This window comes from Blautia sp. OF09-25XD, assembly GCF_003482095.1.
GTDB classification, from domain to species: Bacteria; Bacillota; Clostridia; order Lachnospirales; family Lachnospiraceae; genus Fusicatenibacter; species Fusicatenibacter saccharivorans.
In genome coordinates this window covers 401,322-413,353 of the sequence record NZ_QUMG01000001.1, presented here as the reverse complement: position 1 = coordinate 413,353, position 12,032 = coordinate 401,322, and the positions used below count along the sequence as shown (strand labels likewise).

The 12,032-nt window shown below is 36.9% G+C and carries 14 protein-coding genes; 4 read left to right on the top strand and 10 right to left on the bottom strand.

The window, feature by feature from the left end:
* Positions 1-343: 343 nt before the first annotated feature.
* Together DXA93_RS01970 and tnpA are read right to left on the bottom strand one after the other, a co-directional pair.
* Positions 344-1,447 carry an RNA-guided endonuclease TnpB family protein gene (locus tag DXA93_RS01970; RefSeq protein ID WP_055265145.1) on the bottom strand — a complete coding sequence of 368 codons (1,104 nt, stop codon included), beginning with the start codon at positions 1,445-1,447 and terminating at the stop codon, positions 344-346.
* The gene (tnpA, locus tag DXA93_RS01965; protein ID WP_117812949.1) at positions 1,428-1,865 is read right to left on the bottom strand and encodes an IS200/IS605 family transposase; all 438 of its coding nucleotides are present in this window, start codon (positions 1,863-1,865) and stop codon (positions 1,428-1,430) included. The genes DXA93_RS01970 and tnpA overlap by 20 nt, the downstream gene beginning before the upstream one ends.
* A gap of 210 nt (positions 1,866-2,075) precedes the next feature.
* Between tnpA and DXA93_RS01960 the strand changes: the two genes are divergently transcribed.
* From DXA93_RS01960 to DXA93_RS01945, 4 genes are all read left to right on the top strand, one after another.
* Positions 2,076-2,390: a hypothetical protein gene (locus DXA93_RS01960; protein WP_117812948.1), complete on the top strand. Its 315-nt coding sequence runs from the start codon at positions 2,076-2,078 to the stop codon at positions 2,388-2,390.
* Positions 2,391-2,531: 141 nt separating this feature from the next.
* On the top strand, positions 2,532-2,696 hold the full coding sequence (locus DXA93_RS01955) for a helix-turn-helix domain-containing protein (RefSeq protein ID WP_117812947.1): 165 nt from the start codon (positions 2,532-2,534) through the stop codon (positions 2,694-2,696).
* Positions 2,697-2,828: 132 nt separating this feature from the next.
* Positions 2,829-3,401, top strand: coding sequence for a recombinase family protein (locus tag DXA93_RS01950; RefSeq protein ID WP_119207657.1), 573 nt, complete (start codon positions 2,829-2,831; stop codon positions 3,399-3,401).
* A 19-nt stretch (positions 3,402-3,420) separates the two neighbouring features.
* Positions 3,421-5,040, top strand: coding sequence for an AAA family ATPase (locus DXA93_RS01945; protein WP_055265153.1), 1,620 nt, complete (start codon positions 3,421-3,423; stop codon positions 5,038-5,040).
* A gap of 66 nt (positions 5,041-5,106) precedes the next feature.
* On the opposite strand, the gene DXA93_RS01940 is transcribed toward DXA93_RS01945, so the two are convergent.
* The 8 genes from DXA93_RS01940 to DXA93_RS01905 form a co-directional block, all read right to left on the bottom strand.
* Positions 5,107-6,288: a HipA protein gene (locus DXA93_RS01940; RefSeq protein WP_117812946.1), complete on the bottom strand. Its 1,182-nt coding sequence runs from the start codon at positions 6,286-6,288 to the stop codon at positions 5,107-5,109.
* A 7-nt stretch (positions 6,289-6,295) separates the two neighbouring features.
* A complete protein-coding gene (locus DXA93_RS01935; protein WP_119207656.1) occupies positions 6,296-7,408 on the bottom strand; it encodes a hypothetical protein in 1,113 nt (370 codons plus the stop codon).
* A 15-nt stretch (positions 7,409-7,423) separates the two neighbouring features.
* The gene (locus DXA93_RS01930; RefSeq protein WP_117812944.1) at positions 7,424-8,806 is read right to left on the bottom strand and encodes a relaxase/mobilization nuclease domain-containing protein; all 1,383 of its coding nucleotides are present in this window, start codon (positions 8,804-8,806) and stop codon (positions 7,424-7,426) included.
* Between the two features lie 181 nt (positions 8,807-8,987).
* On the bottom strand, positions 8,988-9,182 hold the full coding sequence (locus DXA93_RS01925) for a hypothetical protein (protein WP_119207655.1): 195 nt from the start codon (positions 9,180-9,182) through the stop codon (positions 8,988-8,990).
* A gap of 351 nt (positions 9,183-9,533) precedes the next feature.
* The gene (locus DXA93_RS01920; protein ID WP_117805179.1) at positions 9,534-9,818 is read right to left on the bottom strand and encodes a hypothetical protein; all 285 of its coding nucleotides are present in this window, start codon (positions 9,816-9,818) and stop codon (positions 9,534-9,536) included.
* A 64-nt stretch (positions 9,819-9,882) separates the two neighbouring features.
* Positions 9,883-10,188 (bottom strand): hypothetical protein, encoded by a 306-nt coding sequence (locus DXA93_RS01915; protein ID WP_119188435.1) that lies wholly within the window; start codon positions 10,186-10,188, stop codon positions 9,883-9,885.
* A gap of 185 nt (positions 10,189-10,373) precedes the next feature.
* Positions 10,374-10,949 carry a hypothetical protein gene (locus tag DXA93_RS01910; protein ID WP_117805181.1) on the bottom strand — a complete coding sequence of 192 codons (576 nt, stop codon included), beginning with the start codon at positions 10,947-10,949 and terminating at the stop codon, positions 10,374-10,376.
* Positions 10,950-10,961: 12 nt separating this feature from the next.
* Positions 10,962-12,017, bottom strand: coding sequence for an ArdC family protein (locus DXA93_RS01905; RefSeq protein WP_117812942.1), 1,056 nt, complete (start codon positions 12,015-12,017; stop codon positions 10,962-10,964).
* Positions 12,018-12,032: the final 15 nt, after the last annotated feature.

Here is a 12,032-nt window from a genome sequence, read left to right as displayed (position 1 = left end):
TAGCTATTGGACTTCAACTTGTTCAGCAGTCTTATCCGAACTGTAAGCCTTATACATGATTTCTGTCCGTCGGACCAATGGTTTGCCTCAGGCTTCCTTCAGATTCCATCTCACAATGGACACCCTTGCCTTGTTGGCTATGTGCTTCCCGCTAACAGGCGCACTTAGGACTTTCACCTTTAAGAATAACGTTCGCGCCGGGCGAACTGACATCCTCCCCCGCCTACAGAGGCGGGGGCTTCCTTTCGCAAAAAGCGAACCGTCGGTTCTCGTTCGATGACACCACTGTGTCAAGCATAAGCGAGCTATCCCCGTGTGCCCCACGGTTTTTTCTATATTCCTGTCACTGCAGGCTGTACATAAGACGCATACCCTCATTCCGGATATTGACTGCAGCATTGACATCCCTGTCATGGTGTGTACCGCATTTCGGACAGATCCATGCACGGATTCGCAGATCCTTCGTTTCGGTATTCTTATACCCGCATACACTGCACAGCTGGCTGCTTGCAAAGAAACGGCCTACTTTCACCAGCTGTTTTCCCTGTTCTTCCATTTTGTACTTCAGGAAATTCACAAATATCCCCCAGCCGTTATCCAAAACGGATTTGCCAAAGTGCAGCGCCTGTGACATTGCTTTCATATCGAGATCTTCTATACAGACGCAATCATACGCATCTGCAATCTTTCGCGATTGTTTGTGTAAAAAATCTCTGCGCTGGGCCGCTACTTTCTCATGCATTCTGGCAACCCGGATCCGCTGCTTTCCACGGTTTTTGGAACCTTTCTGCATTTTTGAGAGCTTTCGTTGTTCTCTCTTTAATTTCTGTTCCGCTTTTCTGTAATATCCCGGATATTCCGGTTCTCTGCCTTCACTGTCCCTGTACAGTTCCTGCATGGAAAAATCCAAACCAAGAAATTGATGCATGGGCTGTTTTTGTACTTGGTTTTCGTACTCGAACAGAACGCTTGCATAATAGTCCCCGCCCGGATTTTGACTGATGGTGACCGATTTGATCCGGTAATCTTCCGGTATCGCTCTGTGCTGTTTGACCTTCACATACCCTGCTTTTGGAAGCTTCAGGTGCCCATTTTCAAGGGCTACCGTGCCCTTCTGGTTATTCGTTGTATAAGAAGCGCGGGTTTTATGTCTGGATTTGAATTTCGGAAATCCAACTTTCGGATCCCGGAAGAAGTTATTATATGCCTTTTGCAGATTCATCTGTGCATTTGCAAGGGCTAGACTGTCAACCTCTTTCAGCCACGGAAATTCTTTTTTGTACTGCGCCGGGGTATTGTTCCGTTTCTTTTTCGTTTTCTCGTAATATTTGATTTTATCATCCAGCATTTTATTATAGATGAACCGTACACAGCCAAACGTTTTGGCAAACAGTGTTTTTTGTTCCCTGTTCGGATATATCCTGAATTTATATGCTTTGTTTGCCATAAGACCTGCCCCTTTTGCGGCTTTTTTCTCCCTGTGACTCAATATATTTTCTGATGACTTCTATTGGTGCGCCGCCTGTTGTAAGCAGGCAGAAACTCTGGCTCCAGAAACATTCTTTCCACAGTTTCTGCCGTATCTGCGGAAATTCTTTTTTCAGGAGTCTGCTGCTTGCACTTTTATATGCATTTATGAATTTGCTGATTTCTGAATTTGGGTGCGCCCGAAATAAAATCTGGACATGATCTTTATCATAATTCCATTCCTGCAACATAATGTTATACTTCGGTGCAATATACACAAAGATTTCCTTTGAACGTTCGGAAACCGTTTCATCAAAGACCTGCCTGCGGTATTTGACAACAAGGACAAGATGGTAATACAGCAAAAATACCGAATGTGCATTATTGTCTAATTCCATATATGTTCAGCCTTTCTTTTTTTCTTCGACTGATTTTATTATAACGCTTCTTATCCTGTATTTCAATATTTTATGACGGACGCAATTCATCCCCCACTTTAGAAGTCGGGGACTTCTTGCTGAGCATAGTTAAAAACTGAAAATGATACCTTCTATATTGTTTGCGATGAAAAAAGCGTATATCTGGTTACAGAACAACTTCCCATTGATATGGATTTAGCGCTCATTATTGATGACACGATAAATCAGTATAAGCATAAAACTCCTATGCCACTCAAGTCAAAGTTTAAAAAAATTTTTGATGATGCCTGGGGAAAGGCTCATTTGATGCAAATGGAAGATCTGCCGGCTGAAGAAAAATATGCTTTCTCTCTCTTTTACAAAAAGGCAAACGACACCATGACAGATGAAGAGAAAGAAAAAGATGAGTGGAGTTGGGATGATGAAGATCCTGTTGCTGATAAAGCAGACTTTTTGTACAGCTATAAACTCGCTGCTGACGTATTACAAAAAAAACGGTTATAGCTATGAATACGTAAAATTCGTTGCCGAATTAGACCATCACGATGTGCCAACTTTTAAAAACGATCTTGAGTGGTTGTATGACGGATTCTTTTGGCGGAGCACAATGGCAAAGTATATGTAATATCAAATGAGGAAGAAAAAATGGAAATAAGAGAGATGCTTTCTGAATCAAGAGCTGAATTCTCCAGGCAGTATAATATTCCTGTGCGAACTTTGGAAAACTGGGAATCCGGTAAGAGCAGCTGTCCTGAATATGTTCGTCAGCTTCTTGAAAAAGCTGTAAGGGAAGATGTGATGTCACAATAAAAATATCTAAATAGGGTGTACGTTTTTATACATTGTCAAATGGACAATAAAATGTTAAAATAAAGTCAGAGATTCAATTATTGAACAAAATGTAGACCATATCTAAGAAGTTATTTGTACAAAGAGGAAAAAATGAGTAAAGGTAAGAATATTGCTTATGTAAGAGTATCAACGGTTGAACAAAATGAAGCCAGGCAACGAGAGGCACTGGGAAAATATAATATTGATAAGTGGTTTATTGAGAAGGCATCCGGTAAAACGATGAAAAGACCTAAACTTCAGGAAATGCTGGGGTTCATTCGTGAAGATGATGTCGTATATGTGGAAGAATTTTCCAGACTCGGCCGGACTGCATATGATCTCTTAAGTATCATGAAAAGAATCGAGAATACTGGAGCAAAGTTCGTAAGTCTCAAAGAAAACTTTGATACATCGACACCGACAGGACGTTTGCAGCTCACCATGATGGCAGCCATTGCAGAGTTTGAGCGAGAAATGATTCTGGAACGGCAGCGGGAAGGAATAGCCATTGCCAAAAAAGAAGGACGCTACAAAGGAAGAAACAAAATCGTTGTTCCTGGAATCGAAGAATACTATAATCGTTATATGACCCGACAGGCAACGAAAACGCAGATTGCAAAAGAATTGAAAATAAGTAGATGTACGCTTGACCGCTTGTTCCGAGAATATAAAATAAGTCAATGAAGAAATGGAGGCGCAATTTATGTATGAAAAAAATATTAATATTATTATGGGAAACCAAATCGCCACTTCATATGTTCGGAAAAGGGATTGTTATAATCAATTGAAAGGTTTCATGCAGCATGAATATCCTGGAAAGATTTGTGCTTTATATGGCCTACGAAGAACCGGAAAAACAGTAATGATGTATCAGTATATATCAGAACTATCGGATAAAGACAAAGAAAAAACAGTATATATTCTTTGCCTACGGGAATGTGATATGCTTGAATTGCGGCAGGCAATGGAAGATTTATACGATAAAGGCGTTCGCAACTTTTTCCTAGATGAAATAACGGAAGTTACAGACTTTCAAAAATATGGAAATACTTTTTCAGATTATTTTGCAGCAAAAGGAGCTAAAATCGTTATCGCTGGAACGGACTCATTGGGAATTATGCTTGCGCAATCCGATATTTTATATGATAGGATTCAAATGATACATACATCCTATATTCCTTTTGCGGAGTTTTCAAAACTTATCGAAAATGATTCCGTAGATGAATATATTGAATACGGAGGAACATTAACAAAAAGTCCATATAAAACATTGCAGGCCAGCGAAGAATATCAAAATACCGCTATTGTTGGAAATATTTTACATTCATTGGAGAAAAGCGAAGATGCAAGAAGGTATGGAGCTGCAATAACTGAGTTGTACGAACAGAATGAATTGAAATCTGTTTTGAATAAAATGATTAATAAGTTCAGCTATTACACTACGGTCAAAGCAGTTAACAAGTGTTTTAAAAGTGCCCCGCTGTATTCTACGATCCATAATATTCAAGAACCATCTTATGTGTCACTAATTAACACGGAAGAAGCCAATCAGGCAACCAAGAATGCTTTGGGAATTAAGGATTTGGATGAAATGCAAACGTCTTTAAGTAAGCGACATCTGGATGAACTAAAGAATTACTTGTTGGAACTCGAACTATTTCTCGAAATTCCATCATATATTTCATTGAATAGTGGGGAACGTTCTGAAGATTTAGAAATTTTTATGCAACCAGGTATGATATATGCCCATTCAACTGCTTTGATCAAAAATTTGGCGGATGATTCTATGTGGAAGGATACTTGTGGTATAGCTGACAGAAATTTATTTATTTTAAGAGCAGATCATTTCGTAAAAGGAATTTTACTTGAAAATATAATTCTTGCGGAAACATATAAAACATTCCAAAAGATTGATCTGGATCGTTATTACGTATCACAATTAAGCATCACCTTGAGAAACAACAACCAGCATGTTGAAGCTGATATGATACTGGTTGATAAGCAAAAAGGAGAAAGCTATCTGTTTGAAGTAAAATACTCTAATCAGATCGTAATAGATCAAACAAAGCATTTAAGAAACACTGATTTTTTGGAATATATAGATGAAAATTTTGGAAAGGTGAAAAGCCGTTTGGTACTTTATACGGGAGCTTCTTCAAAACAAAATGATGTACTTTATTTGAATGCAGCAACGTATTTAAAACGACTTTCGATAGTTTCCAATACTCCACGGCCAGAGATAAAACAATTACTTAATGAAAACTGCAATACTTCCAAACCAAATCTCAAGACTACATCAAGAAAGAAACCACGTAAACTATAATGAATAGAGAGCTATCATAATCACATTAACTTTAAAATCCGTGTCAATTATTGACACGGATTTTTTTCATAGACGAGGAGTTGATTTTTTAATATTTTTCTTTTTAGGTTGATCGGGAGACATATATATTTTTTTTGATTTAAGGATAGATCTTGATTGATGGACTATTAATTTGTTTAATTCAGTTACTCTCCATTTTGGTAAACCGTTTGATGAATCAGAAAATTCAAAGTCCTGTAAATTTCTTAGATCTGATCTTATATCTGGAGTCATTACCATGGCTGCAGTTTCTGAAAAGTCTGTACCGATTCGTGGAATTTTTTCGCTCAAATAGGAATCGAGATCACGAAAATCATCTTCCATTGCGTATGGTAATAAACTTTGATTGTGATCGAATACAGGTGCCATTTTTATCGGTTGAAGAGTATCAGTTTGAAATAATATTCCATAATTTCCTTTGTGACGGTCAGTGTTGACTATAAGGGCATCTAAAACTAGCATTCTACGAAAAGCGTTTTCGCTACCAATAGAAGAAAAGTATTGCAGGGTTTGGGCAATACCGGCTTCTACTCCGATGCATTTATAAGTTGGAGCGAAACCATATTGCTCATTTGTAAAAAGCGGACATTTAGAGGCTTTTTTTTCATGGTAATTTACAACATCGTATGGAACGGAGTCTGGACAAAATACAGCGGCTAGTTGTGAAGCATACATCTCACTGTATGGCTCAAGCCCAGCATTCGCACCACCTTCAGACCCTCTTTTCATGAGGAAAATTTGATTGTCTAAACGAGTCCAACACTTTGCAAAAGTTCCATCAGTAGAAAATTCAGGGGAAGCTGTTGAAAAATGTTCACCATATAAACCACCTTCAAAGGCTATCCGAGCAACAACGTCATCGAAAGGATTTTGGAATAACGAAACATTATTCCAGGAAAGATGACTCTTTGCTGGACGAACCCAAAACGTATCATTTAAAGTTGCAGCATGTGTAACTTGAAGGAAGCCTTCTAAATCATAACAGTTGCAACGCTTAAGCAATTTTTCAATGTGCTGGCGATTGCTAGGTGCTCTACGATTTTCGATCCAGTCTTTAAATGTTTTGAAACCAATTGGTAATTGTGAAAATATATGATGAATTTCAAAATATAAGTCATTAAATTCATCTCTTGTACAGCTTACAGTTGCAACAATATTATCTTTATTCATTAATTCATATTCGTTTGTATTAAAATATGATACTGACATTTTTAAATCACCTCCGTAGTAATGGAACTATATTAATTTTATCATTTTCCTCAAAATAAAACAACAACTGTAAATGTGGAAGAAAGCTATTTATTATTTTTTTTTTCTGTGAAGCTTTATGCAGCTGTTCTATTTTACGCTGTAATATTTTCATGCTGTCAATATCTGATTGTGCAGCAAGTGTTCGAAGATCTTCTAAGGTCCACTCTTCTGTTCCTGCTGCATCGAGAAAAAGCGCAGCCTGTTCTTCAGAATGGGATGGATCATAAATGTATTCCTTTGCAAGTCTCTCACGTTCAGCCTGTTCTTGAATGTCTAGTTCTTCTTTGCGTTTTATTTTAGAGTCATGAAAAAAAGATGACCAGATTATTCGACGTTTAACGGGAATGTGTTCAAGCTGCTTCTCTTCTTCCTGGGCAATTTCATTTTCTTTAGCTTGATATACTTCCAACTGCTTTTCAAGTTCATCAATTCTATTATTCAGAATAGCAATTTGTTTTTCATAAGAAGCTGCAGTTCCCTGAGATTTCTGCAGCGATTCAGTCGCATCAACGAGTTGTTGCTGAATGGAAATTTTTTCTTTCTCTGAATCCTGCAGCTGATGAAAAATATCTTCCTTCTCAATGGAAATTTTTTCATGCTCCTTCTGCATAGCATTTATTCTTTCTTGCAGGTCACCTTTAGATTTATGTAGATCATCTTTCTCTTGCTGGACGGCAAATTGCTGCTGCAACAAAGCGGACATTTCGTTGTAAGCGTCTAGTTGGTTATGAATCAATGGAACGTATTGCTCCATTGATTTTTGAATCTGTTCAATATCTGCACTGCTTTTTTTTTCAATATAATATTTCTTCCGAATAGACTGAAAAATTTCTACAGAAGAATTTTTTACGGAATCTTCCAACATGGCTACGAGATCTTCCGGATCTTGATCGAAAAGACTGATCATGCGTAATTGCCATGATGTAGTATCCTCATTTATATAAGGAAGCATTTTTTCAATCCAATCTTTGGGAAATCCCAAATTCAGTAATAAACTTATTTTTCCACGCGCATTTTTTTCCTGTTGAGAATCTAAAATTTCATTACGTTTTTCTTCAGAATATTTTTGGAAAGCCATTTTCACTACTCCTCTTTATCTCTTTTGGATCTTTTTTAATTTTGATAAACGTCTGGATGCCTGTTGCAAATTTTTGATTTCTTTCTGTAGTTGTTTTTCTTTTTTACTATTAGATTCTTTTTGGTGTATCAATTCTTCGATCGGATAGTTTTCTTCGATCTCATCCAATCGGTTTTCAAATTTCCCTTCCATTTCAATAGGAACAGCGGCATTCGCAAATGCACTTTGAATGGAAAGATATTCGGAAATGACATTCTCTGTTTCTGAATCTTCACGGCTAGACTGTATTGCACGAAGTTCTCTTCGAATGGAATCGGTCATTTGATTCAATTCATCCAAGCGGGAGGACAAATCCTGAACGGTTCGAATTTTATTATCTTGCACGGTTTGCAGGTCACGCAAATTTCTATCAGCCTCTTTTGAATATTCTCGAATGTTCCCTGTGCCACTAGTAACTGTGCGTTCGGAATTTTTTAACCTCCAGTATGGAATCATATAACGTTTTTGATGCTGCGTAAGGTATAAACCATTTGCTGAACGAAAACCAGAGCCGATGGAAGATTCAAAACCTCGAATATGTGGTGGCAGTCGTTTTAATGATTCTGGAATTTCCATCTTATTTAATGAAATGCGCTTTTGAATACTTGCGACAGTGTATGATTTTCCAAGAACGTAATTTCTACGGTATCGTCCGGCCGGAGTTTTAAAATCTTTAAATGAAAGATATTCAGAATTCCATTTTTGTGAAAACCCAATTTTTACTTGATATGACTTCCTCATTATAGAAAGAAAATCATCGTAGGAATCAGATTGCGCTATTGCCATGTCAATAGCTTCACGTAATCGTTGACTTCCGGATGGATCTTTCTTTTCCCTCCATGTTCCATAATCAACGCCTTTTCTTTTTCCTGGAACGTAAGTCAATTTTTTCAGTCCATATTTTTCGCAAAGCTGATCCGTTATCGGTTGAATGTTACTCTTCCACTGTCCATCTGAATAATGATACTTTACTCCGTCTACTAAACTGACAGAATTAAAAACTATGTGAGCGTGCATATGCGCGTGATCTGTATGGACAGAAAAAACGTATTCATATTTTCCGGCGAGATATTTTTCACAAAAATCCTGAGCAATATTGAAGCAGGTGATAGCATCCGTTTCGCCTGGTGCGAAACTAATAATGAAGTGATAACATTGTCGGCCATCCAATTTGCGAAATTCTTGTTTTGTTGCCATCATCCGGTTATATACTTCCTGTGTAGTGGAACCCGCGTTTCCTCCGATATAACGCTCTTCTGTTTTGTCAGGATTCAAAATATAATCAATGCAATTATAGAGTCCTGCGTTAGGATTTCCGGATTTCCGTTCTTTGACATGACTCAGTTTGGTGATTGCCATTTTGAAATCTCCTCTTCCAATTTTTGAAAATCAAACTCTAATTTTTCAAGCTGCCGTTTACATTCAGAGATTTTTTCCAACATTTCTTCCGGATAAAAAGATCCTGCCGAATTTTTTTCGATCTGCAAAAGTTTGCTGTCAATATTGAGTAAGGCCTGTTCGACTTGACGAAAATTCTTTTTTAAAAATGAAAATTTGAAATTGTGGAATCGTGTAAAACGCTGCATAAGTATTTTGAAATATTTATTTTTGTGGATTCCGGATTTTCCATTTTTGCTTTTTCTAAAAAAATATCATAATCAGTTTGAGAAATTCGAATGGCAACTACCTTCGTCAGTTTCTCAGAGGCAGTTGCTTTTTTATTTTCTTTTTCCATCAATACTTTCCTCTTTTCTGTACTCGGTGATAAAAATTTTCGAGACAAATCAATTAAAAAAAAGCCCATGGACGTTTTACGACCATGACAAAAATATCCATGGACGTTTTATGACCATGGGCTTTTTGTGGAGAAAAATGCGTTTTTTATGAAAATCCCGGAAAGCCGCATAAACACTGGGGCTGCAGGCTCATGGACGTTTTACGACCATAAGAAACACATTCCTATTTCTTAATTAGCAAGATACGCAAATTGTAAACAATTTGCATCTTGTTAGGGAGTCCCCTAAGACCCCTTTTGCTCGATTTTATATCGAGCGTAGGTATAAGGTAATGTAAATTTTTACAATTCTTACTTAATGTAGATGAGATAATCTTCATCACTGTCTTCAAAATTTGTTTTATCACCATCATCAGTTGTGTTTGTTTCTATGTTCAATGCTCCAACAATTCCATCCATCACTGCGTCTGTGATGAGTTTTTTCAAAGAATTTTCTGGAGTGAAAATTGTGTCATATGCTTTTATTGCTTCAAGAAAAAAATCAGTTCGGTTTGCAAATCCATATTCATTGAAGCGTTCAATTTTTGAAATCAATTCGGGATTGCTCACATTGAAATGATAATTTTTGCTTTCCATTTGCTACCTCGATTCTATTTGAAAAACGGGACGTCCTCACCCCAAAAGGATGTCCCGCAAAAAATTAGTCAGCTAAAAACTCAAGATCATTTGAATCATAATGAGAAATTTTTTGTTCCGGAACAGTGCTGGATGTTTCTTCTGTTTCAGAATTTTCTTCTACGTCATCAGTTGATTCTTCTGAAGGTGCAGAATTTCCGGTCGATTGTGAAACTGAATTTTTCAACTCAGGAGAATAAGTGCTCTGCAAAAACTTCCACATCTCTTCAAGATCTGGCTTTCCATTTTTGCTTGCAGACTTCAAATAAGCTAAAGTCTCTTCGTAACTTTCTGTCTGATACTGAACAGTCAAACGTTCCTCTTCTGCCATAAGTTTATTGAGTTTATCCTTTGTCTTTTTGATTTCGGTCTGAACCTTTTTTAACTTTGCTGTTGTTGCCTGAGTTTTTTTTTCTTTCCATTTTAGTTACCTCACTTTTAATTTTTTATGAAACACAGAATAGTGATTCTGCATTTTTCTGATTATTTTGAAATGTGTGGTGTGAAAATAATTCATTATTTTTGTATAGGGACAGTCTGTGATGCACGATAATGGACTGTGCAGCGTGATGATAATTTGCTTTGCACTGCAATTTCTTCTTGCGAATGAAAAAAAGTAAACTGCTTAATAACTTTAATATATTTCTCTTTATTGAATGGCTGCAGTGCCTGCAGTACAATGGCAGAGCGTATTTTTTTTGAAAAGAGGCACGGAAGATCGAGCATCCTGGCCCTTAATATTTTTCCGGTTGATGTATCGAAAAGTGCTATGAATAAATTTATTCCGTACTTACAATTCGGAAAAATAAATTGTTTGCTCTGCCATGTGTCTAAGTATGGAGAATATGAGATGCTGCACCAGTCAGAAGATCCAAAGCGAAAAGAGATAAACATGATTTTTGAAAATTCTGTAATTCGAATTTCAAATTTTTTTTCGAATCCATCCAATTCTTTCAAAGAAGGATTTGCTCGAAAAATAAAAAGCACTGCACCAACTTCATCAAAATGTATATACGCACTATCTGGATAGCCGATGTATTTTCTGATACTGCTGGATGGAAATTCGTCTGCGCATCTATTTTTCTTCTTCATAAAAAATCGTATTTACAGTCTTGGTGTTTTCTTTTTCTTTGGTTTTCTCTTAGCAGTTTTATTTACAACTTTCTTTTTTTCTGAATTCACTTCTAGTTCTTGCGGAAGTAATTTTGTTGCAAGCTCTGGAAAAGCTTTAACTATTTTTTGATCCAGGACAGTTGAGTGTTCCCTAAATAAGTCAAACATTTTCCGCATACTTTTATCCGGATGAAAATTGTTCGGATCGGATTTTTTCCAATCTTTGTAATGACCAGAAAGATGACTCTTTCTTTCGTCGGTTATTTCAAGCCCATAGTGTTGACAAAACATAATACTCATAACATCAGCTTCAAATTCTTTTTGATGCAAATTTGTATTCAGAGATTCTTCGACAGATCCATGTGCAAGAGCGTGTCCGAATTCATGTGTTAATGTTGAGAAAGCAGCGGTATCCTGTAAAGTTGAAGCAATATGAATTTCGTGTTCTGACGGACTGTGATAGCCATAAAGGGAAACTCCTTTAATATTTTGTTCCTGGTCTTGCAGAAAAACTTTAAGCCCAAGATTCTCTTCACAGTATTCTTTTAATATATTTGTGCAGCTTCTGTGAAATTCAGATGGAATTCCACGGTCAAGAAGCTTTGGATATTTTTCCGGAGGAAAGTTTGTCTGCGTAATATCAAATGTATATCCTTTTTTGAAATACGAAAGTTTCTCTCCTTCTATTTCTCCGACATCATAAGCGGCCTGCTGTTCTTTGGATGCTTTACTATAAGGAATATCTCCATCATCTGTTTTTAAAATAGTGATCGGTGTATGGACGTACACTTCCATTCCATGCTCACCTTTTTTTACAGAGTAACCAAGTTCTTTCCAGGCTTTAAAGGATTTACAGAGTAAAGCTCCTCTTTGCTGTTGAGCAATGAGCATCATGTTGCGTGGTGAATAAGCGTAAGAAAATTTGCTGGAGAACTGTAAAAATTCAACAATCTCTTCCGGATTTTGATTCCATCCATTAATAATCTCATTGATTTTCTTATCCAGACTTTCTAGTTCCTCTGATCTGTTTTTTTTCTCTTCGGCCATAAGGTATACTTCCTC